The organism is Sulfolobus acidocaldarius DSM 639, assembly GCF_000012285.1.
Classification (GTDB): Archaea; Thermoproteota; Thermoprotei_A; order Sulfolobales; family Sulfolobaceae; genus Sulfolobus; species Sulfolobus acidocaldarius.
Map to the genome: position 1 here is coordinate 1,791,180 of NC_007181.1, position 25,794 is coordinate 1,816,973.

The window sequence follows — 25,794 nt, forward strand, 5'->3', positions numbered from 1 at the left end:
ATGGGAAATGGCTATTCATACTCGCTAGTCTGACATAATCCTAAAAGGTAAACGTATATCCCTGGTTGAGATAAGGTGGATTGCTGTAGTAAAATGACAGTACTTGAGGGACAACTTGATAACAAATCATATATGTGACCCTACCACATAGGTGTTAGTGTAAAGTAAACAATTTACTATATAGTAAGTTTGTCTGTTTTGATTCTAAATTCTCCTAATTCGCTTTCAGACTCCCTAGCTTTAAAGCTGGTGAGGTATAACAGGATTTTCAGAGTCCTAAATCTTTTTCTAAATCTTTTTAAAGAGTGATTGACCTAAAGAAGTTAAGTCAGTGTTTTTGGTTTACTAGCAGCTAAAAGCTCATATAGAGACACAGTTCCTTAGACCTCTATGGGTTTTTCCCATGAACTCTTATATCCACATACACAATTATTATCTGCATGAGCGGTTTAAGGGTCGAAAGGCTAAAGAGGAGGGGCTTAAGGTTTCTCGATAACGCCAAGGACGACTTGAAAAACGGATATTATGACATAGCCATTTTTCATGTCGAGCAAGCAGTTCAGCTCTACACTAAGGCAGTGATATTTGAGCTCTTTGGTAAGGAGTACACTATCCATGGTATAAGGGGACTGTTGAGTTACCTTACTAAACTACTGGAGGAGAATGGATATAAGGAGTTGTCTCGGAGAATCGTAGAGTTTACTAAAGAGAACAGGGATACCTTACTAGGCATAGAGGAAGCATACATAAGCTCTAGGTATGAAGACATTGATTTTGGAAGGTATGAGGCTGAGAGTTCAGTCCAAACAGCAGAAAGTCTAATAAAACTCCTTGACGAGATAGTTGATAATGTCAAGTTGGGTAAAGCATAGATTTGAGCACCTCAGGAGATGGAGAGAATACGCAGAGATCATGGCTAAAGCCACTAAAGACTTGTGTAGCAACTGTAAAGTGTACGTCTTTGGCGGAGTTGCAGAGGGTAGGGTAACAGTGCTGAGCGATATAGACATTCTAGTGGTCTCTGAGGGGAAGTTAACTGACACGGAGATTAAAGAGATATGGATAAACATCATGAAGAGGGCTATGGACGTTTATAGCTTACCATTTGACGCTCCTGTTGAACTACACGTAGTGGATAAGGAGAGGGCAGTGAGGTACTTTACCATGGCGAAGAAGCTCATAGAGATCGTTTAAGATGAGCTTCTCATGGTTGAACGTCCTTTGTTTACTCTTGGGCTGAGGTTAGGAGCAAAGTGTTCCAAGAGTCTAAACAGTTGAAGCTACTCATTATGTCAAACAGTACTAGGTTGACTTACTCCTTTACCATAATTGTTTTCCTTGGTCGCTCATTATTTTTAGAGTGCTTTCCCATTTCGTAAATCAAGACCATTTTTAGCGTCTTAGATAAACTAGTAATTAGTTGAGAGTATATAATCTCAAAGACTAATTATAGCCCTTCGTCTTGACATTACTTTCAACTCTTTGCTCTGTAAAAAGGGTCTTCGAAACAGGCTTTTATTTTACGTAAGTTTATTAGAGTCTATCGATATTGCATCCTCTGGAACATGCAGTGTGCAGTGTCAACAAGGAAACCCCTCAACAGTCTGAGACTGTTATGAATTTAAAAAACTACAGAGCGTTAAAACATCGCGTCACGCTTCCTTTACATCTACCGTTATTGTCCCTCCATCAACATTAGTATTTATCGCTAACTCACCCTTACTCCCGGCTTTACTGGGAGGTAATCTCGTAACTCCTCCGCTCACTCTAGACGAGGTTATGATGCTAAACTCCTTGGGCACTGTAACACCGAATTTCCCTACTCCCCCATCTATATCAATGTTCAGTCTTGCTTTAGTAGTATCTTTAAAGTGGACATCCCCCTCAGCCTTCCCCCCGTCTAAGGAAATGTCCACAGAGTCCTTACACTCCATATTTAGGTTAACTAGCCCTCCGTCCACATTGACCTTCAAGTTATTCGCTTTTATGCCGTTTATCTCAACTTTTCCTCCGTCAACGTTTACTTTAAGTTGGTTCAAGTCAGGGTAAGTGACCCTTAAGTAACAACCATCTGCACTAATGCTACTGTCATATATGTCAAGGTCACCGTCATGGCGACATTTGGCGAAGAGATGGGGATCTCCCTTGCTTATTTTTACCACGCCACCATCTATTTCAACACTTAAACTATCACTGACTTTCAGGGGACCGTCATACAATACCCTTAGGTGTGAACCTATGTTAAATGAGGAGTCATCGGTGCTGAAAACTCTGGATATTATTTTCCCCACTAGTCCTCCAACTCCGCCAATAATCTCTCCTATATCCTCACTGATTGTCTCCTTACCACTCCTTTGATCTTCCTCAACACTCCCCTCTTCAATTGACATAACTTGCTTAGATTTTCTTGATATGACGTCCTTCAGATTAGGAGGGGATTGAACAGTTATAACATTCTCCACAAGTTCTAGCACCTCGTTCAATAGGTTTTCATCAATATCGCCTTTGAAGATAACCTCGTTCACGTTTCTTATCACTAACTTCTTATTCTCCTCCTTAATCTTGGTCAACATATTCTTGTCTATCACCACTTTATCAGCGTATTCAAGTACTATTGGTGTTACTACCCTCTGGTCATCTGTTAGTACTAAGTTTTGGCTTTCTATAGTGTTTATTATGGACAAGGCTTTTTTACCTAACTCTGAAAGAACGTAATTGCCGTTCTCGTCCTTAGTTACTAAGCCATCTAGTTTCTTCAGGTGAAAAGCTAGGGCAGAGCTCTCCAAGTTAAGCCTTTCGCATAACTCAGAGAAACTCTTAGGGGTTTCAAGCATATTTAATATCTTTCTCCTTATCTCGTTTGATACCGCCTCAAATATGTCCATATGATTGTGTAGTATTTAATAAATATAAACATTTTGTAAATTTAAACTAAGTAAAGAGAAATTTACCAGCTTCCAAGTTTGTCAAAGCCAGGTTAAAGAGAGATAGGTCACATCTTTAAGGGTAGTTTAAGAGGGAAGTTTACAAGGTCTCTCTCTAGCTAACTAGTTTACCATCTGAAGATAAGAGAGGTGGAAATAGCAGTGTTTGTGTAATCCTTAAGTCCAAGCTACACCTCTGACTAGGGTGATAGAATAATGTAAAATAACTTCTCAATTGGTTAGGTCAACTATAAGATAACTGCAAACGTTAGTAATGCAAGGTTAGGCAAGTTAACTAGGTAGAGACTTTTGCCTACCTCTCGTAAGTGTAGAGTATTGTGTGGGGGGAATGGGATAAGAGAAAGTAGTCTGCTAATATAAAATTTCGTCTGACAAAATTTTCACGAGTCAGTTTATTAATTAAACATTTTCACTATACTTTTGACCAAAAACCTTTACAATTAAAGGCTATTGGATGTTTAAACAATTTAAGTTATACACGAGAGAAGGTGAAAATTAGACTTCTCACAATCGATTAAAAATCTTTAAAACGTTGTGAGTTGCTGGGTAATTATCATGAGAAGACTGACATGTGAAACAATTTCCCCCCACTATAAAATTCAATTCTATTCTCGCTTATGCAAATATATTTAGAGTGAATTGCGTTAGGAAGAACACCTCTAACTATCTCATTATCCTCTCCCCTGTTGAGTTCTACGGGAAATGATTGTTTACTCCTGCTAGTTAGACTTACGCCCTATCATGCATAAATACAACACTATCCCTCCAGTTCTCCAACTTAATACCATTTAATATCACGTAAACATGGAACCTTCTAAGGCTAATTAACATGAAGAAAACTATTAGCCCAGACTCAAAAGCATAACAGCCTATAGGAATGAAAATTCCCTTATTTTCAGTTCACATGTCCTTAAAATACCTGAAAACGTGGTACTCATAAGGATAACTTCCTGTTTTACTGCGGGACGGATGGAAAGGGAACGTCGCCTTCACTTGAGTCCTGAAGACAAGAAGCTAATTATGCTAGACCTGTTTAAGTCGAATTGATAATAGTACGGAGAATAGAGTTTTTTCAAGGTTCTCAAAATCCCTTTTAACCTTCAATAACCTAAAATACGCGTTGTCAGGAAACTTATGTCAAGGCGAGGTTAACCATTTGTCGTAAAGTTATGAATACATGGGTAAAACTGCGTAGTAAACTTTAAAGGTCTACCTCACCATATACTATCATATGTCTGAAGTTGTCAGTTTTAAGGTGAAAAGGGAGATTAAGCAGAAGATGGAGTTGTACAGGACTGAGGTCAACTGGTCAGAGGAGTTGAGAGGGTTTGTGGAGCAAAAGATCGCTGAAATCGAGGCAAAAAAAGGTGTTAATAAAATTCTACAAGAGTTGAAAGATGCTGACTGGGGGTTTCAAAAGGGCATATCGTCACAATTAACAAGGGAAGACAGGGATGCGGATAGTTGACGCCTCAGCCCTCACCGCTTTAGTGTTGAAAGAAGAGGGATGGGATGATATCTTAAAGTTTTTCACACCAGCCCATTCCATAGAACACGTGGTAAAGGAGACAATGAACGCTATATGGAGAATGAAAAATGTCAAAAAGCTAATAGACGATAAGACTGCCTTTGGAATGAAAAGGGTGTTGTTTGAACTATTAAATGAGAGGACATTACTGCTCCTAAACGAGATGGAATACGTCGAGAACGCGTTTGAAATTGCAATGAACAATAACCTCACGTTTTACGATTCTCTCTACATAGCTGCATGTTTAAAGCACAGTGCTCAACTGATAACGAGAGATGACAAACAGGCTAGAGTTGCAGAGAAGCTAGGTGTCGAGGTAGTCATGCCCTGACACGAAACACTGTTGCTCTACTTAATAGTCTTTCCCCTATAGTGATGGAGTCCCTGGAGTTGTTCCTTGAATGTCCAATGATTACTTAAGTGCTAGTTAAATAACTAAAAAGTACTTTTTCTCCAAGACTCGATTACGGCAAACACCCTCAATGAAGATGACCAGAGAGACCAAGGCTCCCTGAATGATGATCCCATATTCTCAACCAAGGTCTCTTCATAGAGTATTGTGGTAATCCTAAGCTAAGGCTGTTAAAAGAAGCTGATTTACTATTCGAAACCTCTTTGTACTTAAATTGTGTCCACTTAAGTGTAACCTAGGCTAAGTGAGTAATAGACTCTCGAAGATTAGATGGGGCTTAGAGAGTTATGTGAGAATAGGGGAGGAGGGCGTATCATAGAATGTCTCTTGGAAGACAGGAAACAGTCCTTTTCACGGTTGAGGAAAAGCCTTTCTCATGGTATGAGGAAAGACTTGCCTTTCGGGGCTTGAGGAGGTCAACCCATGGACTCTAGGACAGGGGCTCTAGTTTAGCTACCTAATAAGCGTGTAGGATCTCTAGGTCGAGACTTGTCCCATGATTTTCACGATCACAACGACAGACTAGCATAGGGTGGTTGGAAAAATTAATGGGCTATCAAAATAGTATCAAAATAGTAGGAATATTACTTAGAGACCAAGATCACGTAGTTGTACACATCCCCAGGAGAGTTCAATGACTTCCTATCCCATACTTTACCTTTAAGTACTTCACTTTCTGGTATGGTGAGATTACATTCCCTATGTCTATAGTCCTACCATCTCTCGTGATGATAACAACCCTTCCTACCTCTTGTGAATACACTCCCCTAGTGACAGCTGGGAATAGACTGACCCGTTGGTAGGTAAATACTTGTGTGACCACAATGTCCTTCACCTCACTCCAGGGGACTAGTAACACAGTCTCTACTCCCCTGTTGTAGTACATTGATATCCCCGAGATAAGTAAGGGTAGGAAAACTAATAGGGCAAGTAGTATGAGGTAAATATCAGGAATACCAGCCATTGAATTCATGAAGGGGAAGGCAAAGTACGAGGCTATGGAGAAGAGCCCCAATATACCAAAGCCCACCATAAGCAATGACAAGACTGTGGAAAGGAAAAAGGCTCCTCTTTTGGCTATCCTCTTAATTCCCTCCCTATCAGCAAAGTGGATTTGGTTCACCGCATCGAGTTTCAGTAAGTCCCCATACCTGAGCTTACTGGGCTGTACAGCTTGTGGGAGGGATAAAAGTGCTATCCCTGAGCCTATAAGCATGAGTACTGGCAGGAAGCTGGTGAACGAGCCTAAGACCATTATAATTCCTCCTGTCATCAGCCCCCTGTAGTTGAACTCCTTTCCCCTACTGTATACCCCAAATGAGGTCACTAGCAGACCAAGGAAGTACAACAGAGCCCAGACTCCAAAGATCTCAATTATCTGGAAATCCCCTGAGCTCCTGTTCATTAGTTCCCATAGAGCGATGATGAAGACCACAGGAGAAGCTATTACTAAAGACGGTCCAGCCTTCCACCATCCCCTCAGTCCCCTAAGCATAAAGTAAAATGGGATTGGTATGAGTAGAAAGAAAGTTATGCCTAAACCCATGAGGGGGACAAGTAGTAAATTCGAGGTTGGTAAGGCTTCTAGCAGTTGGACCTTGGTCAACGTGTTGAGGATTGAAGTGATATACGGCTCAAGAAATATGATGAGGGCTATGTCAGAGACTGTGAAGACCGTGTAGAATATAACCATGAGGGTGAGCCCACGCCTTAAGTGTTTAAGGTCTCCAGACTGCATATGAGGTAATCTATCAAGGCTTTTATAAGTATTTCTACAGTCTTTGTGGAAACTACGCCTTGACTAGCGGATGAATCAGCGTAAAAATGGTTCAATCTTACGATTTGATTATCAGTTACAAGAGACTTAAGTGTAGAAGTAAAAGTGGTTGTAAATCTTGCCTTCTAACTCGAGACCCTCCTTGTACTTTCACGTGGGGAAAATTCTTCACTTTAGGTAAAAACTACCTCTTTTCAGCTACCAGGTACTTGGTCAGTATCCTCTTTGCAAACTCAATCATCTCGTCGTTGTTCATGCAGAACTTATGCGTTATCGTCACTGTGACCCTGTACTTCAGTTCTGGTATTTCGTTAATGAGACCTTTTATGAGCTTTTCTATCCTATCGTCCTTAATGACTGCAATGCACTCCTTCGGATTTAACCTCAAGCAGTCATGGATGAAGGATTTCGCAAAGTGATAGTCGTCATCTGGTATGCCGTACTTTTTTAGGGCTTCGATCTTACTACCCTGTGTGCACTTGACTCTCACATCTCTAATGAACTTGAGACTTTTGCAGACAGTTGATGAATGTTCTATATATACTACTGCTTTAACCATCTCATACTTTTTTTCTCGAGATAAATTAATAAAGATAACCTTGTGTGGTTCTCGTTCAGTATTTATGGGTAGGGAGGAGGGATATGCGTACTTCAGCGCTCTTCTATAGGTCTGATAGGCTCCTTTATTAGTAAGTTTACGTCTATCAGGTTTAGAGATTACAACTCTTCAGTTAAGGAGATATCGTTACACTTAAAGTTAAAAGAGAGTATAACCTAAGTTGAATGCGGATCAAGGGGACATAAGGGACTTAAACTGTCTTTCAGTTTTGCTAATAGAGAGGAAATTTTATTCAGCCTATAGATTAGTTATTCTACAACAAAGTCTTTATTTCATGGAGTCTTGATAGGACCCGTACCCTAATCATATCAGTTTAGTTTCCTCTCCTTTTGTGAAAATTTAAGGGAGACTGGAGTGTTAGAAATGAAGGGCAAACTCGGTCAAGGTAAGGTCAGCTTTAAAGTAGAGGAGGAAAATTTTTCGCCTTCAAATAAACACGTCTAGACGACTGTGATCAGCTGCAATTTAATTCTGCCAGTTGAGCTTAAAATTTGTTTTGAAGTAAATTATCTGAATAATTTGAGTTTACATAGATTAGTAAAGTTTTAAATTAACCTGTTATTATAGTTAATGTAATAATATGACTTTGCATGTGATTGTCTCAGTTGTGGGAACGTCTATTATATCCAACTATGATGGACAAAGATGGTGAAACTTCACAAACTAAACTGGTCCCTCGCGTAAACTACATAACTGTAGTGTCGCAGATCAACTCAACACCAGCATAAATAGCTAATCTGTTAGAGCTAGATCCTTAACGTTAAACAGACTACTGAAGACAATCTTTAATGCTGGTTAATAAGCCATAGAAGTAAAACATCAACTTTCTCAACCAACATTCAGCCCTTCGTTCCTATTGGGATATGAGGCTAAACTTGATCCTACTACATCAAAATTATCAACCATAACCAAACTCAAAAGTGGAGTGGAAAGGCTTATATATGTGGGTAATGAAATGGGAAAATATGGAGACTGAGATAGTAGTCATGGACGACAGGGGAAGGATCACGATACCCAAGGAGATCAGAGAGAGAATAAAAACAAGGATGTTAAAAATAAGGGTCGAGGGGGACAAGATAATTTTGGAACCAATGGAAATAGATATAGACAGATACTACGGTATTTTTAGGAAAGATCCTGGAGATATGGACGTAGATAAGGTCTTGAGGGAGTCGCTCTCAGAGTTGACAAGAAATGACTTCTAGATACTTTGATGTTAACGTGTTTGTTTACTACCTTACCGGGGACAGGACCAATGGACAAAGGGCTAAGTATTGGTTAGCTAACACTGTGGAGAAGTACACTTCCTCGATAACTCCCCTTTTTGTAATACTCGTGTTAAGCAAGGTTCTAGGAAGGTCGTTAAGGGACCACGAATTTGCAAAGAGCGTAGTCGATGCTCTAGACTCCCTAGGTATCGAGTACTTAGATCTCCCTCCGTGGGACAAAATAACTGGAGTTATGAAAATGTATAAGTTAGACCTGGAGGACTCAATACATGTAGCTACAGCTGTTGAGAACAAATTAGAATTAGTTAGTAATGATGAAGAGCTGAAAAGTAAAGTCAAAGCAGTGTTCTAACGCTAAGAAGTTGTATGGTATGTTTTGATATCTAAAAGTGAAACCATGCCAACTCAGACGTTTATTAAGACATTTTAAAGGAGCTGACTCTTTAGAGGTTTTCTCCTGATTAACTTTTATGAAAATGAGGAGAAGCCATCTGAAGAGAATTAAGTCCGTCCAAAGTTCTACGAGAGAGCTAAAAAAGGCTGAGGAGCAAATAACTAGTCGACCCGGACTTTAAGACCACATTCCAGCGATTTGGAGTGTTATTCCAAATATCTTTATGAATGAAATCTCCTGAAAAATATCACATGAGTAAAAAGTTAGTAATCGCGTCATGGGGAGACCCGTCAGCTTGGAAGAGTGTAACATACATAGACGGAGAGGACAGCTCCCAAAACCCAAGAAAGATTGCCTCCATATCCTCCCTAAGACTACTAGCAGAGAAGTTCAGCGATATACAGAAGTTTTACGTCCTGGTACAGGACTCCATAGTATTCACCACCCTTAAACGGATAAACGACGAGTGTAAAGAATGTGGTCAAAAGATTAACGCCTACATCACGGCTGAAAGGGGAGAAGCAGTATGGCTCAATGAACCTATAAGTACTTACGAGGAGCTGGTAAAGAAGGTTAAGGACTACACGTCTTGCATACTAGATAGGCTGGGAATAAGGAACCACGAGGTGTTTATACTCCCCTCAAACCTCAGGACTTCAATAAACGTCCAGCCTAGTCCACATTTCACCTCTTTTTGAGTCGAAGTCAGTCTATGACTTCATGTACTCAGTGGGTTTGATAGCCCTCTTTGACGCTATTAATGGAAAAGACGTTGATGAGGATATCGATGAGATAATTGTTGACACTACTCACGGTATTAACTACTTTGCCATAATGACACAGCTCATGAGCAGGGACATAGCCAGCATACTGTCAGTCAAGCTGAAGAAAGAGATTAGGGTACGCTTCTACAACGCTATACCCTCAAGTAATGAAGAGTTTGTAATAGTCAAAGTTAACACAGATGCTAAACCTAGGATAAGGACACTTGAAGATATAAGTGATAGGGGACTACTTATACCTTATAATGCGTTAATTTATAATGCCCCACTAGCCCTTTCACAATACCTTCAGGAGAGTAAGATAGAGATACCTAGTCTGGACAGTGTCTATGACAAAGTGAATCTGAAAAATAAGGCAGGAAAACTCGTAGTTGACTACAATCTTAGGGAACAGAAGGCAAAGAAGAGGAACGATATATACCTTAACCTCCTACTAAAGGCTATAGAGGACAGCTTCGATGTACACGGAGAGGTTAACCTAAGGGTGCTCAATGAACTTACCAAAACTGTATACAGTCTCATATCTGAAGTTTCTTCTGCTATCATATCTCACGAGGTAAGTGTGCTACTTAGTACGGTGAAGAAAAAGGGGAAAGAGATTGTCTGCAAGGGGAAGGTGAAGTATAGTGAAATTTACCCTTTAACATTTGAAACTGAAAAAGAGAAGAGCGAGAAATGTGGAGGGAAGTTAGAGGACGAGATAAGGAACTTCATAGCCCACGGTGGGCTGTTGAGAAACCTTGTAGAGGTTCAGGTCAAGAAGAGTGATAACCTCAATGGTGAAGACGTTGTGATATCTTATGGGGAGTGTTGGAAAAACGTAAAGGATTTCTTGTCATGAGGAGAGCCTAAGCTATGGCTTAGTATTTTTGTCCATGTTATTCTCTACATAACCTTTATATATCCCTTATGATGACCTAATGCTATATTTCTTGCTTGGATTAGGACATGACGAGATGACTACATGCCTCTTAGCACAAGGAGGAAGTCAGTAGAATTAAACTTCATTATTGACTTCTATTAACTCAACGTTTACGCAATACTTTCATACATAATTATGAATACCTAGTTACGTCAGACGTCATTTTAACAAGGGTGAGAAGGGAACTGAAGAGGAGGGCAGAAGAGTTGAGGGATTAACCTGAGGGAAGTGGTAGAGAAGGCACTTGAAGAGGCTATAGGAGAGAAAGAGATGTAGAGGATAAGAACTATAGCCAGAAAACTCCAAGAACATATGCAGGGTATTAGCGAGGAGGAGTGGGCTGAAATAGTTAGGTAGGGTAGGGATGAGAGATAAGTTGCTTTTGATGCTTCAGCAATCTATCCTTTAATCAATTACGTTGACGAGGTAGACTTTAAGAGAATTTACATACTACATTTGACGTTATATGAGGAGTAGTGTTCAGAGCTCTACACAGACTGAACCTCTAACTCAGGGGAGTCAATCTTCTGCAACACCTAACCTAGTGCCCACTCTGTACTTGATCACAGCAGTTGTGATAGTAGTTGTAGTTATAATAGCCATAGTACTGTTGAGGAGGAGGTAAAGGCAAATAGTGCCTATGTGTATATAAGTATCCCTGCTCGTGTTCAACAAGAGGTGGTGAGATGAATTCTAAAGGCTTAGCTCTGCCGGTCGAAAGACTAATACTAATTCAAGAGCCGTTCTCTTTAGAATTAGTCAAATCCATTAGTGGATTAAACATCGAGGGTTTTTACGGGGGAAAATACGAGATTAGCCTTATTAGTATCCGCTAAACACCTTATTCCTATCATTAACTAGGAAAATTTATGAAGTATTGGAGTATCTTCTAGATTTTAAACCTTTAACTACGCATTAGTTTATGTGGAAAAAACCTGGTAAACTCTAGTGCGAGCCCTTATCCTTATGAAAGAGACCTAAAATCCATCACACTAGGATAAAGAAGTCTATTGTCCTGAAAATAAAAAAGTATGAGCCCTTAAGAATGGAGTTACAAGAACGACTACTAGTATCTAGTCTTCTCAACTCTCACTTAATCAAACCTCACCCTCTTTACGGTCACGTTCGTTTTATTGAAAGTATCGAGAGTAACACTTGTGACATTCTGTTTAGTAACGTATTAGTGTCCTCAAGGGGATCAACCTTAACCATGTAGATCTTCCTTCCGTCTCTGAGCCTAATATCAACCCATCCCTTTTCACCCATTAGTCGGTATAGTTCCAACGTACCAAATTCCTCCTCACTCTTAACACCCTCTCCTATCCCGGGGAAAACGAGGAGTGAGGCTCCGGCCCCATATTCATAAGTATAAGCCATTACCTTGAACCTACCTTCTGTAATATAGCTAGGCTTTTCAGAGTACTTACACTCAATTAATATCAATTCCCTGTCATCATAGCGAATCGATATGTCGGGCCTCCCCCTAATCCTATAATTAATTTCTTTGTTAGGGTCTAGCTCGTCAATCCTTTCTATGACGTCAGTTCCTGACGGAGGTGCATTGAAAATAATCACAATGTTAGCATCTTTAACCTTAATGGATCCCTCATCAATACTCAAGGAGAATCCAGAGCTTTCTAGTACCCTCGCAACAAGCATGTAAACGAAGAGTTCATATAGCTTACTCAAAACGAGTTTCACACCAATCTTTTCCCCCTGATCTCTGACACCCACAGTAGGCTTCTCGGCTATAACGTAGGCAAAATAAGCCTTCTTCAGCCAGTCTGGTGACGAATCACTTACTAAAGGGGAGGAAGGAGAGGGGAGTAATTCCAATTTTTGCCTAAGCCTCTTAATCTCTTTTTTCATTTCCTTAAAGAAGGGGAAGGGTATCACTTTAGAGTTCTCTAACCTCTCAATTGCCAACTTCATCACCTTCCTAGCTATGTATGAGAGGTATGAGAGCTCGTCCATTTTCAGATTTGGTAGGAGAGAGGCGTAGTAAAAAGGGTAGTATGGCACTGATCTAGCCACATCGATCACTCCTACGATGTCGTCTCCAAGATGAATAGTATATTCGCGTCTAATCCATAAGTCCCTTAGGGCAGAAGTTATGCACATGTTAACCGTTCTAGTAGCTGAGTAGGCTAAATAGGAAGCTATTGTGCGTTCAGTGTCCTCAAGGTTAACCTTCTCGACTTCACCTAACAGTCCCTTTAACCTTGATAGCGTATCTGCTCTTCTGTATTGTAAGTAATATTTCGCTGTCTTCCGGATCAGGCAGATGTCTCTATCATGTAGCTTCAATATGAAGTTATTATGCCAATGTTGTAAAAAAGCTTTTTGTTCAGGACTGGAAACTTTTCCCACGCAGACTAAACTTTCACTAAGCCTTTTTTACCTTGGTTCTCTTCTCTTCGAGAATTTCCTTAACATTATTAACCACTTTGCGATCTACGGTACCTAGGTTTGTCTTAATGAGCATGACAATATCTTCAGGAGTTATTTCACTAGTTGAGCTTGACCTCAGTTGCTGTAATACCCCTAACTGAGTCAGCACCTTGGAAACAGTAGCTGTGGAGAAGCAGAACTCAGTCTTCATCTTATCCCTTATCAATTTTACAGTACTTTTGAGGTCATCTAAGACTTGAGGAGGTAGGTTTATTTTCATCCTCTGTATTACGAACTCTACATCGTCTAAATTTTTAGGGCACTCCAAGTAGAACACTGAGAACCTCCTGGTGAGTGCGTCTCCTAGCTGGTATAAGTTTCTTAAGTCCTTTAGGTTCATTGTGGCTATTATCCTTATCTTACTTAGCCTCTGCTTATCGCTATGTAGAGCGCTAAGTAACGGCTTCAGCTCTTCTTGAAATGAGGAGTAATACTTTAATTCCTCCACAAGCCAAGAGGGTATTACCCATTCCTCTGGTCTAGCTGAGGAAAACGTTGTAAAGAAGTCGCCAAAAGCCTTATCGATATCTGCCCTGTTGATCTCGTCCAAGATAACAGGGAAGAGAACTTCCTCAGTAGTCTTAGGTACTTTGAGGAATGCCTCCATCAATATGCCCTTTTTCCATATTACACTACTATTTCTTATGCTCTCTCCCCCTATCAAGTCCCTCCTCGTCCATAGGGCGTTTGCAGTAGCCATTAAGTAGTCGTCACATAGCGACTCTGCTATGATCTTTGCTATCTGTGTCTTTCCTACTCCCGGTGGACCTACTAGGAGGATGTTGCCGTTCTTTAATACACTCAACATATAATCAATTGTAGTATTATCCTGAATGTATACCTCATTTACAATCCTCTCCCTTGCGATCTTTAACGCTTCACTTAATGGCCTGCATCTAGTCCCTGAGTCAACAATAGGTAGTTTTTCTTCAGGAACCTTTTGGACGAGCCAGGAGGAGATCTCGTTATAAAACTGAATGGTCTTTGACACTTCGTTATTGTTGAACTTTTCTAGGAGGAAATTCTTTATAGCTTCTACGTAGTTGTCATCCCTATAGCAGTTATTGGCCTGGTTCGGGTTAACGTTAGGTATATTTTCGCCCTTGAGGTCTTTTAGAAGATCTGGAGGCTCATTGCGAAGCTTAGCCCATTCCAATATTTTATCCTTTAGCTCCTCAATCTTTGTCATCAGTGAATCAGGTAACCATATAACCTTCATTCTGAACCTGACTATCCAATACTTATCCCCCTCTTCTTTCCATAGCTTAAAGTTCCTTACAGCATCAAGGTTTATATCAGTCACTACGCCAGCTGCAATGTAACCGATTTCAGGACCATAGAGCAGTCCTATTAGTGCTTTGTTGGGTGTTGGTGTTTCTTCAACTCTGTCTCCATTTACCTTGAAGTAAGACTCGAAGTATCTACGGAAGAGTGCAGGAAATATATAACCTGTTATCTCTTCCCCCCTTATTCTCACTGAGCCCTTGTTATCACCCCAGTAGACGTATCCGATTTCCCCTAGGATTGAGTAAATTATTGACCCATTAAGGTTGGAATTTAATTCCTTACTACTCCTGAAAATACATGGGTAAAAGTTCTTTGTTTCTATGTACTTCTTTAGCTCGTCAAGGTTCTCCTCTAGGAATTTGAACGAGTCCCTGTAAGATAGCCATTCTGAGTGCATAGCCTAATATATGAAAATTAGGATATTTATCCATGTCTAAACTTAGCCTCTGCTAATTCAAGGCATGTATTATGAATATAATCTTCTGAAATCTAGAATTATATCCGTTTTGAACTAACATTTAGTAGAAGCTGAGAAGAAGGTCATCTACTGATTATTTTCAGTAGAGCCTCTTTAGTATTTTTTGAGTAGCTTTAACATGATCATAAAGGGTAAAGGTGTCATAATATCGATACCAGATGAAATAGCCCAAAGGGTTATTAGGGATGTAGAAAATATAAACGATAACAACGTTAAAAGTAAAGATACAGTTAAGGCGAAGGAACAGTACCACTGATGAGATAATTAACAACTTATGCTCAGGTTTAGAAAGAATTTTTTATTGAGAATTACGAGCCTCAGTAAATATACTTCCTTATGTCGGAATAGCAGCCTTGTGTTTTGGTGTCATGATAGCGAATGATGAATTTCAGGTCAGTTTAAACCCATATCGTATGAACGCCAACTTGTGCGAAACAGATAACTTCCTTGCTGAATAGTCTAGTAAATTTGAGAAATATAGCTCTCATCCTAAAAACACTTATCTTTCCTCATAAACAGAAATAAATTCAATTTATGCCGAAATAACAAAATGGTTGTCAACATAGACATCACTTGTTAAAAGAGAACTACTTTTTTACTCTTTTAATGGAATTTAAGGATGTAAGCATCAATTTCAACTGACTAGTACAACAATTAAATTTTTCATCTCAAAACAGCGCAAATTACGAGAGTAATTCAAGTCCTCTGACCAAGTACTCTTTGAACTCTTTTATTACCTGCCCATTAAGTGGCGAAAGGTTTGAAAGGTCTTGTCAGCTATTTGGATGTCTTGTGTCAATCTTAAGCTCGCTATTATAATTCGCTTAGGTGCATAGAGGTCTCTGTAGTCTGACAATTGATTTCTAATACTTCTCCCCCACTTATTGTATGGGTCCTCCTTACACTCTATTATTATACTCCTGTTCCTAATGACATCCAGTAGTCTTGACGTATAGTTATAGTCTTGAACTAATCCTTTAGTTATTACGATGTCAGGCCTGACAGAGGTTCTCTTACGTCTAGCTAATGGTAAGACTAAATGAATGTCTTCAGTAGGTTGGAATTCGAACCAAATCGTAACATCATATCCTAGGGCGCTCCTACCTAGAACGGCAGGTGTGGGTGACCCTTGCAAGATTTCAATTCTAGGTTTTTCTTCATATGGCCTCTTGCATAGTTTATCAATTTTGAGGGCTTCTATAACAAGCTTCAACACCCAAAGCTGATATAACCACCTCTTCACGACCCTAATGCAATCCCCTCTTCCTTTGTATTGAGCTAGACACCCTATAGGGCACGGACCTTGTAATGCCTCCTTTAACCTTTCTTGCCTTCCGACTAATATTAAAGAGTCTTTGAAGAAACTGATTGTCTCCTCCTTCATAGGTGAAAACAGAGAATAATAGTCATTAAGTTCTTTCATGTCTTGAGGATCTAATTTGAACTTATTACAATACTCATATGGATCTTCATTACCGTAGAGTTTGGGGCGGGGGATTCCATTATTGCCTATCTCGTTTAGTAAAAACTTGCTGACGTGCAAATAACCTTTGTTGGAGAAGGAGAATTCTACTATTGGCTTGGCAGAGATTTTATCCTCGTCCAGATAGATTATTTCGTAAAAATTATCAATTTCTACCTATCTCGAGTACTGATAAATTGGGACTAAATATCTTTGATCTAAGACGTAATAGTACTCCGTGGAATTATGTAAACCCGTATTCATTAGTCCTCTTTAAAAACTTCATTAAACTAGATAGTACTATTCGGTAATTATATGTTTTTTGCAATGTTTGGGCTTGATGAGCAATCTGTTTAACAAGTATGTTTCACTAGGATTATTTTATGTAGGGCGAGAGAATGTGTGGATATTAGTGCCGTCGTAAAAAGTAAAGTTCGTTGATCAGGAGGAATATACGTAGGTATTTTGCTAGTTAATTATTGCATTCATGAAATAGAAGTACTTTACATGGTACTTTTTTATCCTCATGACGGCACTATATCCACATATACTTCCCCACACAGTAACTTAATAATTGCATTTCATACTTCACAATTTCATTATGCTTCCTACGAAAGTTAAGATATACTGGAGTATATTCCACTAACTTTATTATAACTTACTGAAGTATACTAACATATGTTCCCAGAAGAGTTGAAAAAAGTGTTAACAGACCAGAAACAAATCCTAGAGGACAAACTATCAAGGGACTACGTACCAAGGGACGTTCCAAATATTCTTGATCATCTGAAGATTCCTAACATCTTAACTATACTAGGCGTTAGGAGGAGCGGTAAATCGACATTGGCTGTAATGCTCTTAAAAGGCATTAAGTTCTCTTACGTAAACTTCGATGACGAGAGTTTATATGGCATTAGGGCTGAGGACTTGAGGGGATTAGAGGAGGCAATCTATCAGGTGTATGGTAACGTGGAGTATATGGTATTTGACGAAATCCATAACGTGAAGGGGTGGGAATTATTTGCCTCAAGGCTGAGAGAAAGCGGAAAGAGATTAGTAGTCACAGGAAGTAACTCAAAAATGCTCTCAGGAGAGCTAGCTACCCATCTTACAGGTAGACATTCTGATTACGTATTGTTTCCTTTCTCCTTCGGGGAATACTTGAAGTTCAAGGGAGTCAGGTTTGGGGAGTTACTTTCAACTAGGGAGAGGGCAGAGATAAAGAACGAGCTCGAAAGTTACATAGACGTAGGCGGATTCCCTGAGTCATTGATCTTGGGTAAGGAACAGACTCTGACCATATATAATGACATACTTTTTAAAGATATAGTCTCGAGGTTGAAGATAAAGCAGATAGGCAGATTCAAGGACTTCGCTAACACACTCATATCCTATTACTCCTCAGAGGTCTCCTTAAGCAGACTTGCTAAGTCTATGGGAATTGATGAAAAGACAGTGTTTCAATGGTCTTTCGGCATGGAGAATGCTTACTCAGTGTACTTTTTACCTAGATATGGAGAGAAACTGAGGGAGAGGTTGACATACAATAAGAAGGTGTATATCGTGGACACAGGCTTAATCTCGAGGGTGGCAGCGAGGAAGAAGGACAGGGGTAGGCTTATAGAGAACATGGTAGCGCTCAAGTTGTTAAAAGAAAACCAACTAAAAGGTTTGTACTATATAAAGGATAAGGATTATGAGGTTGACTTCTACGACGAGGTAAATAGCAGGCTAATTCAGGTATCCTACGCTACGGATAAAGTGGAAGATAGGGAGATAAAGGGATTGATAAGGGCAAATGAGAAGTTAAGGGTAAGGGAACAGATAATAGTGACTTATGACATTGAGGGTGAGGAAAGGGTAGCTGAAGGAAAACCCATTAAACTAGTCCCCTTGTATAAGTTCTTATTGGGTTAGAGGCTAAGGTACTACGGTAGTGTTGTCTTCTAAAAAGCTGATGATAAAAATTATACTATACTTATTGATCATTTAAACACCATTCAATGTCCCCTATACCAAGTTACTTATCTCTTGCTTCTACTCCATGATACTCTCCCACTAATCTTTCAATGGGAGTTGACCGGGTTAGTTCTAAAACTCCAAGAGGTCAGTAGTACAAGGTCTCTTCGCAGATAAGCAAGGCGAGGCTTCATCATCGTAACTACTTTCAAAGTGTAGCTTTAAAGTTTACTAACCTGGTTTAGAAACCATGATAAAACCTGTGTTTGTCTTTCCACGGAATTGAAAAAGTGAAATAATAATTTCTCATAACGTATTTGGAATTGCTCGGAAGAGTTAGTCAATAAGTAAATTAGTTTTAAAGACCTTCGTATAGGTTAGGGAAGGTATACTATTCACCTTCTTAAGTGTAAAAATTAAATCATTTAAATACCTTAATATACTCAATTATAAAGATTTTGAATAAAAAGTTTGAAAAAAGGAAAGTTTCTTAAACATTACTAGAGCTGATCAATCCGCTTTCATCAATCCCACTACTCGAGTTACTCCACTTTTTTGAAAACCACCTCCCTACTTACATCACTAATTTGAACAAGTATCTCACCCTTAGTCGTTAGCCTAAACATCTCCCCATCCTTCTCTAGATAACGCTCTTTCACCAACCTGTTTACCCTCCTCCAAGTAGTACTAACAGGCCTACCTATCTTCCTAGTTATGTCCTTAATCCTCACATAACCCTCCTTTATTGCCTTTAAAATCTCCATGTCACCAGGCTCAAGATCAGTCCTGACTGTGTCAGATAGTCTCCGAGTCACAACACCCTGTTGGTTCTCAGCCTCAACCTCTATGTCAGCCTCTAAGCATAGTAATAGAAAAACTGAGAAGATCTCGAAGTTAACTACCCTCATTCCACTCGATTCCATGCTTACACTCTTGACTACTTAAAAACTCAGGCTCACAACCTTAGAGTAGATATGTGAAAAACAAAGTGTCTAAAATTGGCCAACTTCTTGATAAAGGGTAAAGCTTTATACTCCTCAATAGTATATAACCACATGGACACAATCTACGACTCAATTAAGAAGTTGAGGGATGGAGTGATATTCGCCCTACTCGGAGTACCAATCTACCTCTTAGCTGTCTTCTTGCTCATAGTGGGCATATTCATGGCTCCCACTAGCCTTAATTCCGCGTCCCTTATAATCGGCATTAGTGTATTGGCGATTGCAATAATCGCTATTGGGCTCACCAGGCTTTACAACGGCTTTGTGGGGCTCACACCATACATGAATAACGTAGGCTTAGGTAAGATAGGGACTTTACTGCTGGTAATACCCGTAGTGAACGCCTTTGCTACAATACTAATAGGAGTTGCGTTATACCAAGTTGGGGAGAAGTTCCAGAATGGTCTTGTCAAGATAGGTGGGATCCTAGGTGCAATACCACTTGGCATTACTACGCTTGTGGGCTTCTTACTAGCTTACGAAGGGTTAGGGCAGTTACTGAAGGAGTTTGAGAGAAAGAGTAAATAAGTAGAGTGTCTTATGACCTTGACTATTTTTTCTTCAGTATCCCCCCCCCGTATATGTTGACAACAATTTTGTTATCTTAACATAAATTGAAATTGTTTCCACTTATGATCAAAAGACAAGTGTTTTTAGTGTGAGGGCGAGGATTAATAGGAGGCGAGGGAAGGTGTATACGTTTGATCTCCTCGCATAAAAGCTGACGTGCTTAACACTAACGAGCATGGACTAACACAGAACTCAAAGAGAGACACGAGATGGTTAAAGACAATCTTCGTAGTAGAATAAGACCTAACGGCATAAGTTAAAATTGAATTTTATGGAGGCTAATGAAAATGTTACCCATACACAAAGAGTTTGCCAGAAGTAGTCACGTTTTTCGCGTAATTAATCTACGTCCTTAACTGCTACACATTCTCTACTCTTTTGACTAGATCTTTTAGCCTCACCCAGTCCTTATCGTTACTGATGACGATGGCCTTAAGTCTCCTGGCGATTATAGCGTTTATTGCTTCGCTAAGGTTTACGTCCCTCTCAAACATTATTTTGATACCCTCCTCGATGTCACTAAATGTAACTTCTACAACATTGTTTCTAATTTGAGATAAGACCAGGTTTAGAAACTCTATGTAACCTTTAGCCATTGCTTTTTCACCCTTTCTGAGGAGTTCAAGGTATTTATTGCGTATTACTGAAGCCATTTCTATCACAGACACCAAGCTGTCTCCAACACAAACTCTCTAGGACTGAAAGAACTCGAGCTCCCTCACTATAGTAACCTTTAACATAGCTGAAAACAGTGGAATTGGTATAGTTCTATCGTCTAAAGTATCTTTGCTTATGAAGTAAAACTCCTTAACCTTTCCCATTCTCACTACTCTACCCTTCGCTCTGTTATACTTTACCCCTAAGCCCACTAACTTATCACCCTCCCTAAAGGCTACGTCAACTTCGTCTTGGACAGTTTTCAAATAATGCACGTCAAAGAGTCTTGCTAGATGAGTTACTGCTACAGCTTCAGCTAGCTTAGTGTCGTCAGGAATTTTAGTCATAGTCCATTTAGAGAATGCGTTATAGAGCATGGGGTCTATAAAGTAGAACTTCTTTCCTCAGTAAGGGCACTCCACTGTTAGGGTCAATAGCCTCAACTGCTTTCAATAGAAAGAGCTTTTCTAGTAGTTCAACGTAACTAATTGCGGTCTTCACTGTACCAACACCAAAATCTCTTGAAAGCGTGTGAAAGCTGAAAGTACTGGAAGCCCTCTCTATTATGGCTTTAATAGTAATTTTGAAGAACCTCTCACTCCTCCTCAGCTTGTTAATATCACTTATGATGAAACTTATCATATCTGATGCTGTAGTTAGACTAACATTCCCTGTTAAAAAGAAGTCCTTTACTGCGTTAGGAAATCCTTCAGTTAAGAGATAACTCTCGAATAACTTGTTGAGGTGTGGTAGGTAAGCAATGTATCTGGAGTGCTATTTTATCGCAAAGTCTAGGTCACCCTGGGGTATGTGGACACCAAAGAGCTTAACGTACTCTGAGAAGGGTAATGGATACATTACCAGAATTTTTCCTTTACCCCTTCTACCTGGGAATTTCTCGATCTCTACCTTAGCCTTCATTGATAGTGAGCTTGTAAGTATTAAAACGTCATTTTTGAAGTCTCCTCTGTCAATTCGTAACTTTATTGCTCTATACCACTCCTTGGGAAAGGTCACCTCGTCTAGTAATATATACGAGGTTCTAATTTTCTCCCTTTCCTTTAACCTCAAGTAAGCTGAAAGTATATCATCTAGTTCTTTATAGTCTACTAATTTATCACAAGAGAAGTAAAAGATTGCCCTCTGGTTGTCAACCTTGTCCAACAGCTCTTTGATTAAAAGGATAAGTGCTGTTGACTTTCCCACTTGCCTAGGACCAAACAAGAAGTTTAATGAAAAAGGCTATAAAGATAAGTCAAGATCGACGTCCCACCTTACTGGAGAATTCTCATAATTTTTTATAGTACTCATTGTTCTTAACTAGATCTTTAGAAACCCACAAAGGATTAAACTCTTCGATTATTTTTGTGTAATTAGACTCCACAAACATTTAAAAATGCTGTTTACTCAAACTCCACAAGTATTTAAAAGAATAATGTAATAAAGCTATAGAAGACCACAGGGAATATTATACTGTATTCTTAAGGGGGAATAGCGTTGCAAGGTGATTTAAATCTTACAAAATGTGGAAGGCCTCGCTTATGGCAAGAAGATAGCCAGTTCAAGGCTTAAAGGCTTCTTGATCCCAGAGTCTGTCAATAGAGTTTCCCTAGACATCCCGCCTGCACCTTAGGGTAGCGATTCATCTCTAGTGCTAAAGTGCTCTTGAAAAGGGTTTAAGCTGATGCTGATTTGTATAATCTAACGCTCTTTTGTTTGTTTGTGTTTTAAGGTGAATGGTCCTCTATTTGGTTTTAGTTCTCATCTAAAACCGAGTTTTTTATTTAACTATATATTAAGTTAACAAGGAAATAGTAGCTGTTTGATTACAGTTATATTTAAGGTTTTTGCTAAAATATTTTTAGGATGTCCTTGCTTGTTGAAAGTGTAATATTATGGTTTATAAGCAAATTATTATGAAGATTTTAGATAGAAAGCTGGTGAATTATAAAGCATTTAGAGTTAAAAAAAAGGAGAACTAAAATAATATAAATGTGAGAGTTATGCGGGTAAAACTAGTAGATCAAAAAGAAATATACAAATGTCTGAGATCTGCATTCTTTCTAGCTATGGTAGTGGTAACATTCTTATTGTCTAATAATGGATTACTCGTAGTTAGCGCAGATCATTATGGTCCAAATTCAGTAGGAGCAAGAATGAGTCATTACACGATAGGTTATTTAACAGGACGAGTGTGGTTGACCGTAGGGTTTGATGTATATGTAAGTAATGGCGAAATAAACTCTTTCACGTGGAATTTAGGACCCTACGGAGGACAAGGTTACTTTTATTTATTTATAATTAGTTCAGTATCATTAGGAGCCGTAACAATGACAGGCTCAGTATCGCAATCTCAAGCTTCTATAGCGAGTTCGGTTCCATTTGAAATCGACGTCTCAGTATTCCTTCCTCTTTTACCACCTTTACAGGAAACAGTTAAAGGTACTCTATATGATAACATATATTATAACACTATTGACCCGACTCATGCCACCGTGTATTACGGAACAAATACTAATGAGGACAGTTATTCATCCAATACAGCGTTTCAGCTACCTGTAACCATAACTTTAGACTTCTCGGGTTAGATAGGTGAATATGGTGAAAGTGCTTAAGATAAGTATTTTTCTAGTATTATCAATTATTTTATTAGTTATTAGTGTTATTATTAGCGTAGTCCCATTACTTATGTATTACTATGGAGTTTATATGAAAATACCTTATGGCTCTTTAGTGCCTGGTGCAAAATTCATATATAATGGGACTAATCTCTTTTCAATTACAGATGGAACATTTATCAATGGTGGCTCTGTGCTTTTAAACATTACTTTTCTAGGAAATAATACGATAAGAGTAGATGAATTTTTCCCTAACTTACAAACTGATTATCCGTTAAAGCCTGGGCAATATAATTCTGACCAGGTGAACTTCACGATAAAAGGAGCAGGAGAAAACTACCGATATGCGATTGAAGTTCACAAAGTAGTTAAAGATCCAGCTATATTTAACATAATATTTCCTTCCCCCAATGTAAATCCAAAGTTTCCAGAGGTAATTAAAATATATAATACCACGGTAGGGAATTTCTCTTATAAAACTGCTTTAAATACAAGGTTTGATACATACAACGTACATGGAATGTATATTACGCCTAACACGATTAATGGTAAGCCCGTGATAAATATAACACCTTTTAACCCGATAGGGTACTACTTATTAGCAAGCAAACAAGCAGCACTACAGGTGGTAGAGTTTAATAACCAAAACTTTACAGCTGCCACTAACCCTCCTGAGTATCTAATGGTACCGCTTAACGTAAGCAAAGATTTTTCCTTATTCTTGACAAATCTCCTGTACAAAGGATTACCTTTCTACGACTCCTTACTTAAGGCTATCGAAAACGGGTCAAGGTCGTTTGTAGACATCAGATTTAGTGTTGTCAACTCCAACGTTAAACCCTATATAGTAATAGACTATCAGCTCTTAGTTTACGGTTCATTGCTTGTCTTCCCAATAAACGCTATCTTATTTTACACTGGTGTTATAATGATTATCCTCTACATCAGGAGGAGGCTTAGATGAAACATGATCCTGGTGTCCAACGGTTTAACAAAGGTCTTAGGAAAGCGGAAAGCTCTAGATAACGTGAGTTTTAAGGCTGAGGGGAAGAACATTGTAGTATTGGGTCACAACGGCTCAGGAAAGACTACTCTCTTGAACATAATTTCAGGCTTACTTAGACCAAACTCAGGCAACTTAACTATAAACGGCATAGAGCCCTACAGGCATAAGGGAAGTGTACTGAAGCTACTTTCCTTCTCCTTTGAGAAGCCCAGATTTGAGCTCAACATGAAGGTCAGGGATTACTACTCCTTCTTGAAGGAGTTTGAAGACTCTGACTGCATGGAGTTCTTTTGGGAACAGTTGGACATGAAGTCCTTGGCTAACAGTCACATTAACGACCTTTCGAGCGGACAGACACAGCTTATAAACATGTCACAAGCTATATGCAGAAAAACTGAGATTAAGGTGCTTGACGAACCGTTCGCACATCTAGACCCCATGAAGGTTGGGTTACTGGGTGAGTACTTATTAAAGAGGGGCTTCGAGTTCGTGATAACCACCCATGTAGCTGATGAGGCAGACTGGTTAGCCGACTACCTAGTAATACTGAGGGATGGAAAGCTAGTATGGAGTGGGTCTTATGAGGAAATAAAAGACTCAAATATATACGAGGTCTTCGTGAGGTACAATATGACTGACCTGGGTCTTGAAGTTTTATCCAAAGTTCAGAGTGTCATGGTAGTTAAGTCCACTGAGGAACAACTGAGCAGGATGCTTAAGGAGGGAAAGATATTAGGTTTTAAGAGTATAGGGGTGAGGAGATATTATAAGTAAGTTATGGTGGTACTTTAAGGGACTATTTTCCCTTAAGCTCATAGTACCAATCTACCTGTTCACATTCCTGGGAGAGTATTCGATATGGAACTATTTCTTCTTAATGTCTAACGAAAAGCAAACTGGAATGGTATTCCTAATGAATCTTATCATCTTTAGTAACTTCTTGATCCTTGTATCTGGAGCTATTCACATTTTTAGGTCTAATGAGCTAACTGCCTTTGAAATCTCGCTTTTGGGAAGCTGGGATATTTTGTCGATAGGACGTATGATATCTCTCCTAATTTACGTTGGCTTCTACGCGATAATACAGTTAACGTTTCTCTACTTCATCCTAAGAGATATCCAGTTACTGCTGGAAGTACTATTCTTCTTACTTAACTATTCTGTCCTCTTGTTACTTACCTCTTTGGTCAGGAATAAAACTGGTGCCACAGTATTAGGGTTGTTAGTTACCATTCTGTTTCCAACTGCATCATTAAACCTAGTCTCAAATTACGAATATATATTTAGGACTAAGATGGACATGGCTATAGGCTCAATTAGCTTTTACCTCAACCCCATGTCATACAACCCATTGGTATACCCAATAACATTATCTCAAGCATTAACAATGAGCGGGGTACTAGATTTCCTGCTAACAGTAATCTACTTAATCGTGTTCAGGAATACGCAAATAAAGACGTGAAACCAGAATCTTTTAATCTTTCAGCAAGGCAACAATTATTCTCCTTCAACTGATTTCCTCCCCGCCATAAGGCAAGGCTTTCATTAATTTGTAAGAAAAACGCTCTTTCACTATAAACCTTCTTGTGATATACCAAGGGAATTATGAATAGCTCATTATCCTAATGTCACTATAAGGCAACTCCAGAATAACATAGATTTGAGGGACACAGAGATCTCAATGCGAGAGTAAG

27 protein-coding genes are annotated in these 25,794 nt (G+C 39.2%); 16 read left to right on the top strand and 11 right to left on the bottom strand.

All coding sequences use genetic code 11. The features are described 5' to 3' along the window. Window positions 1–440: 440 nt before the first annotated feature. Together SACI_RS09560 and SACI_RS09565 are read left to right on the top strand one after the other, a co-directional pair. Window positions 441–872, top strand: a complete 432-nt coding sequence (locus SACI_RS09560; protein WP_011278781.1) for a HEPN domain-containing protein — start codon at window positions 441–443, stop codon at window positions 870–872. Then, window positions 850–1,194 carry a nucleotidyltransferase domain-containing protein gene (locus tag SACI_RS09565; protein WP_011278782.1) on the top strand — a complete coding sequence of 115 codons (345 nt, stop codon included), beginning with the start codon at window positions 850–852 and terminating at the stop codon, window positions 1,192–1,194. Before SACI_RS09560 ends, SACI_RS09565 begins: the two co-directional genes overlap by 23 nt. Before the next feature lie 458 nt (window positions 1,195–1,652). Here SACI_RS09565 and SACI_RS09570 read toward each other — a convergent pair whose 3' ends face one another. Next, window positions 1,653–2,885 (bottom strand): winged helix-turn-helix domain-containing protein, encoded by a 1,233-nt coding sequence (locus SACI_RS09570; RefSeq protein WP_011278783.1) that lies wholly within the window; start codon window positions 2,883–2,885, stop codon window positions 1,653–1,655. Between the two features lie 1,291 nt (window positions 2,886–4,176). Between SACI_RS09570 and SACI_RS09575 the strand changes: the two genes are divergently transcribed. After that, window positions 4,177–4,413 (top strand): type II toxin-antitoxin system VapB family antitoxin, encoded by a 237-nt coding sequence (locus tag SACI_RS09575; RefSeq protein WP_011278784.1) that lies wholly within the window; start codon window positions 4,177–4,179, stop codon window positions 4,411–4,413. Then, window positions 4,400–4,804 carry a type II toxin-antitoxin system VapC family toxin gene (locus SACI_RS09580; protein WP_011278785.1) on the top strand — a complete coding sequence of 135 codons (405 nt, stop codon included), beginning with the start codon at window positions 4,400–4,402 and terminating at the stop codon, window positions 4,802–4,804. The genes SACI_RS09575 and SACI_RS09580 overlap by 14 nt, the downstream gene beginning before the upstream one ends. A gap of 712 nt (window positions 4,805–5,516) precedes the next feature. Here the strand turns inward: SACI_RS09580 and SACI_RS09585 are convergent. After that, the gene (locus SACI_RS09585; RefSeq protein ID WP_011278786.1) at window positions 5,517–6,623 is read right to left on the bottom strand and encodes a hypothetical protein; all 1,107 of its coding nucleotides are present in this window, start codon (window positions 6,621–6,623) and stop codon (window positions 5,517–5,519) included. Window positions 6,624–6,846: 223 nt separating this feature from the next. After that, a complete protein-coding gene (locus SACI_RS09590) occupies window positions 6,847–7,221 on the bottom strand; it encodes a hypothetical protein (protein WP_011278787.1) in 375 nt (124 codons plus the stop codon). Window positions 7,222–8,246: 1,025 nt separating this feature from the next. Here SACI_RS09590 and SACI_RS09595 point away from each other — a divergent pair. The 5 genes from SACI_RS09595 (at window position 8,247) to SACI_RS12115 (ending at window position 11,233) form a co-directional block, all read left to right on the top strand. Continuing rightward, on the top strand, window positions 8,247–8,486 hold the full coding sequence (locus SACI_RS09595; RefSeq protein WP_176586700.1) for an AbrB/MazE/SpoVT family DNA-binding domain-containing protein: 240 nt from the start codon (window positions 8,247–8,249) through the stop codon (window positions 8,484–8,486). Then, on the top strand, window positions 8,476–8,862 hold the full coding sequence (locus SACI_RS09600) for a type II toxin-antitoxin system VapC family toxin (RefSeq protein WP_011278789.1): 387 nt from the start codon (window positions 8,476–8,478) through the stop codon (window positions 8,860–8,862). The genes SACI_RS09595 and SACI_RS09600 overlap by 11 nt, the downstream gene beginning before the upstream one ends. Window positions 8,863–9,155: 293 nt before the next feature. After that, window positions 9,156–9,602, top strand: a complete 447-nt coding sequence (locus SACI_RS09605) for a TM1812 family CRISPR-associated protein (RefSeq protein ID WP_230937927.1) — start codon at window positions 9,156–9,158, stop codon at window positions 9,600–9,602. A gap of 22 nt (window positions 9,603–9,624) precedes the next feature. Beyond that, window positions 9,625–10,527: a TM1812 family CRISPR-associated protein gene (locus SACI_RS09610; protein ID WP_011278791.1), complete on the top strand. Its 903-nt coding sequence runs from the start codon at window positions 9,625–9,627 to the stop codon at window positions 10,525–10,527. A gap of 547 nt (window positions 10,528–11,074) precedes the next feature. Next, entirely contained in the window at window positions 11,075–11,233 is a 159-nt protein-coding gene (locus SACI_RS12115; RefSeq protein ID WP_015385746.1) for a hypothetical protein, read from the top strand. A 494-nt stretch (window positions 11,234–11,727) separates the two neighbouring features. Here SACI_RS12115 and SACI_RS09615 read toward each other — a convergent pair whose 3' ends face one another. Next, window positions 11,728–12,915: a hypothetical protein gene (locus tag SACI_RS09615; protein WP_230937926.1), complete on the bottom strand. Its 1,188-nt coding sequence runs from the start codon at window positions 12,913–12,915 to the stop codon at window positions 11,728–11,730. 79 nt (window positions 12,916–12,994) lie between these two features. Further along, window positions 12,995–14,743: an AAA family ATPase gene (locus SACI_RS09620; RefSeq protein WP_011278793.1), complete on the bottom strand. Its 1,749-nt coding sequence runs from the start codon at window positions 14,741–14,743 to the stop codon at window positions 12,995–12,997. A gap of 199 nt (window positions 14,744–14,942) precedes the next feature. Here SACI_RS09620 and SACI_RS12120 point away from each other — a divergent pair, with 199 nt between their 5' ends. After that, window positions 14,943–15,080 carry a hypothetical protein gene (locus SACI_RS12120; RefSeq protein ID WP_015385749.1) on the top strand — a complete coding sequence of 46 codons (138 nt, stop codon included), beginning with the start codon at window positions 14,943–14,945 and terminating at the stop codon, window positions 15,078–15,080. 477 nt (window positions 15,081–15,557) lie between these two features. Here the strand turns inward: SACI_RS12120 and SACI_RS09625 are convergent, their stop codons facing one another. Next, window positions 15,558–16,367 carry a hypothetical protein gene (locus SACI_RS09625; RefSeq protein ID WP_011278794.1) on the bottom strand — a complete coding sequence of 270 codons (810 nt, stop codon included), beginning with the start codon at window positions 16,365–16,367 and terminating at the stop codon, window positions 15,558–15,560. 597 nt (window positions 16,368–16,964) lie between these two features. On the opposite strand from SACI_RS09625, the gene SACI_RS09630 reads away from it, so the two are divergent. After that, window positions 16,965–18,203 (top strand): ATP-binding protein, encoded by a 1,239-nt coding sequence (locus SACI_RS09630; RefSeq protein WP_011278795.1) that lies wholly within the window; start codon window positions 16,965–16,967, stop codon window positions 18,201–18,203. A gap of 584 nt (window positions 18,204–18,787) precedes the next feature. Here the strand turns inward: SACI_RS09630 and SACI_RS09635 are convergent. Beyond that, window positions 18,788–19,168: a winged helix-turn-helix transcriptional regulator gene (locus SACI_RS09635; RefSeq protein WP_011278796.1), complete on the bottom strand. Its 381-nt coding sequence runs from the start codon at window positions 19,166–19,168 to the stop codon at window positions 18,788–18,790. Window positions 19,169–19,300: 132 nt separating this feature from the next. On the opposite strand from SACI_RS09635, the gene SACI_RS09640 reads away from it, so the two are divergent. Further along, window positions 19,301–19,777 (top strand): DUF973 family protein, encoded by a 477-nt coding sequence (locus SACI_RS09640; RefSeq protein ID WP_230937925.1) that lies wholly within the window; start codon window positions 19,301–19,303, stop codon window positions 19,775–19,777. Between the two features lie 401 nt (window positions 19,778–20,178). Here SACI_RS09640 and SACI_RS09645 read toward each other — a convergent pair whose 3' ends face one another. The 4 genes from SACI_RS09645 to SACI_RS12295 form a co-directional block, all read right to left on the bottom strand. Beyond that, the gene (locus tag SACI_RS09645) at window positions 20,179–20,487 is read right to left on the bottom strand and encodes a hypothetical protein (protein WP_011278798.1); all 309 of its coding nucleotides are present in this window, start codon (window positions 20,485–20,487) and stop codon (window positions 20,179–20,181) included. A 24-nt stretch (window positions 20,488–20,511) separates the two neighbouring features. After that, window positions 20,512–20,823: a hypothetical protein gene (locus SACI_RS12285; RefSeq protein WP_230937924.1), complete on the bottom strand. Its 312-nt coding sequence runs from the start codon at window positions 20,821–20,823 to the stop codon at window positions 20,512–20,514. 19 nt (window positions 20,824–20,842) lie between these two features. Continuing rightward, window positions 20,843–21,118: a hypothetical protein gene (locus tag SACI_RS12290; protein WP_230937923.1), complete on the bottom strand. Its 276-nt coding sequence runs from the start codon at window positions 21,116–21,118 to the stop codon at window positions 20,843–20,845. Window positions 21,119–21,250: 132 nt separating this feature from the next. After that, window positions 21,251–21,682 carry an ATP-binding protein gene (locus SACI_RS12295; protein WP_230937922.1) on the bottom strand — a complete coding sequence of 144 codons (432 nt, stop codon included), beginning with the start codon at window positions 21,680–21,682 and terminating at the stop codon, window positions 21,251–21,253. Between the two features lie 797 nt (window positions 21,683–22,479). Between SACI_RS12295 and SACI_RS09655 the strand changes: the two genes are divergently transcribed. The 4 genes from SACI_RS09655 (at window position 22,480) to SACI_RS09670 (ending at window position 25,562) form a co-directional block, all read left to right on the top strand. Then, window positions 22,480–23,064, top strand: coding sequence for a hypothetical protein (locus tag SACI_RS09655; protein WP_230937921.1), 585 nt, complete (start codon window positions 22,480–22,482; stop codon window positions 23,062–23,064). Between the two features lie 10 nt (window positions 23,065–23,074). Beyond that, window positions 23,075–24,058, top strand: a complete 984-nt coding sequence (locus SACI_RS09660) for a hypothetical protein (protein WP_015385750.1) — start codon at window positions 23,075–23,077, stop codon at window positions 24,056–24,058. Window positions 24,059–24,061: 3 nt separating this feature from the next. Continuing rightward, window positions 24,062–24,874, top strand: coding sequence for an ATP-binding cassette domain-containing protein (locus SACI_RS09665; protein WP_011278801.1), 813 nt, complete (start codon window positions 24,062–24,064; stop codon window positions 24,872–24,874). A gap of 139 nt (window positions 24,875–25,013) precedes the next feature. Next, the gene (locus tag SACI_RS09670) at window positions 25,014–25,562 is read left to right on the top strand and encodes a hypothetical protein (protein WP_230937920.1); all 549 of its coding nucleotides are present in this window, start codon (window positions 25,014–25,016) and stop codon (window positions 25,560–25,562) included. Window positions 25,563–25,794 lie beyond the last annotated feature (232 nt).

Excerpts from the sequence above, each read along its gene's own strand:
- SACI_RS09570 (WP_011278783.1), bottom strand. The coding sequence starts at position 2,885 with ATGGACATATTTGAGGCGGTATCAAACGAGATAAGGAGAAAGATATTA.
- SACI_RS09630 (WP_011278795.1), top strand. The coding sequence starts at position 16,965 with ATGTTCCCAGAAGAGTTGAAAAAAGTGTTAACAGACCAGAAACAAATC.
- SACI_RS09655 (WP_230937921.1), top strand. The coding sequence starts at position 22,480 with ATGCGGGTAAAACTAGTAGATCAAAAAGAAATATACAAATGTCTGAGA.
- SACI_RS12290 (WP_230937923.1), bottom strand. The coding sequence starts at position 21,118 with ATGATAAGTTTCATCATAAGTGATATTAACAAGCTGAGGAGGAGTGAG.
- SACI_RS12120 (WP_015385749.1), top strand. The coding sequence starts at position 14,943 with ATGATCATAAAGGGTAAAGGTGTCATAATATCGATACCAGATGAAATA.
- SACI_RS12115 (WP_015385746.1), top strand. The coding sequence starts at position 11,075 with ATGAGGAGTAGTGTTCAGAGCTCTACACAGACTGAACCTCTAACTCAG.
- SACI_RS09580 (WP_011278785.1), top strand. The coding sequence starts at position 4,400 with ATGCGGATAGTTGACGCCTCAGCCCTCACCGCTTTAGTGTTGAAAGAA.
- SACI_RS09585 (WP_011278786.1), bottom strand. The coding sequence starts at position 6,623 with ATGCAGTCTGGAGACCTTAAACACTTAAGGCGTGGGCTCACCCTCATG.
- SACI_RS09600 (WP_011278789.1), top strand. The coding sequence starts at position 8,476 with ATGACTTCTAGATACTTTGATGTTAACGTGTTTGTTTACTACCTTACC.
- SACI_RS09665 (WP_011278801.1), top strand. The coding sequence starts at position 24,062 with ATGATCCTGGTGTCCAACGGTTTAACAAAGGTCTTAGGAAAGCGGAAA.
- SACI_RS09605 (WP_230937927.1), top strand. The coding sequence starts at position 9,156 with ATGAGTAAAAAGTTAGTAATCGCGTCATGGGGAGACCCGTCAGCTTGG.
- SACI_RS09610 (WP_011278791.1), top strand. The coding sequence starts at position 9,625 with ATGTACTCAGTGGGTTTGATAGCCCTCTTTGACGCTATTAATGGAAAA.
- SACI_RS09590 (WP_011278787.1), bottom strand. The coding sequence starts at position 7,221 with ATGGTTAAAGCAGTAGTATATATAGAACATTCATCAACTGTCTGCAAA.
- SACI_RS12285 (WP_230937924.1), bottom strand. The coding sequence starts at position 20,823 with ATGACTAAAATTCCTGACGACACTAAGCTAGCTGAAGCTGTAGCAGTA.
- SACI_RS09660 (WP_015385750.1), top strand. The coding sequence starts at position 23,075 with ATGGTGAAAGTGCTTAAGATAAGTATTTTTCTAGTATTATCAATTATT.
- SACI_RS09620 (WP_011278793.1), bottom strand. The coding sequence starts at position 14,743 with ATGCACTCAGAATGGCTATCTTACAGGGACTCGTTCAAATTCCTAGAG.
- SACI_RS09575 (WP_011278784.1), top strand. The coding sequence starts at position 4,177 with ATGTCTGAAGTTGTCAGTTTTAAGGTGAAAAGGGAGATTAAGCAGAAG.
- SACI_RS09565 (WP_011278782.1), top strand. The coding sequence starts at position 850 with ATGTCAAGTTGGGTAAAGCATAGATTTGAGCACCTCAGGAGATGGAGA.
- SACI_RS09635 (WP_011278796.1), bottom strand. The coding sequence starts at position 19,168 with ATGGAATCGAGTGGAATGAGGGTAGTTAACTTCGAGATCTTCTCAGTT.
- SACI_RS09595 (WP_176586700.1), top strand. The coding sequence starts at position 8,247 with ATGGAGACTGAGATAGTAGTCATGGACGACAGGGGAAGGATCACGATA.
- SACI_RS09560 (WP_011278781.1), top strand. The coding sequence starts at position 441 with ATGAGCGGTTTAAGGGTCGAAAGGCTAAAGAGGAGGGGCTTAAGGTTT.
- SACI_RS09640 (WP_230937925.1), top strand. The coding sequence starts at position 19,301 with ATGGACACAATCTACGACTCAATTAAGAAGTTGAGGGATGGAGTGATA.
- SACI_RS09670 (WP_230937920.1), top strand. The coding sequence starts at position 25,014 with ATGAATCTTATCATCTTTAGTAACTTCTTGATCCTTGTATCTGGAGCT.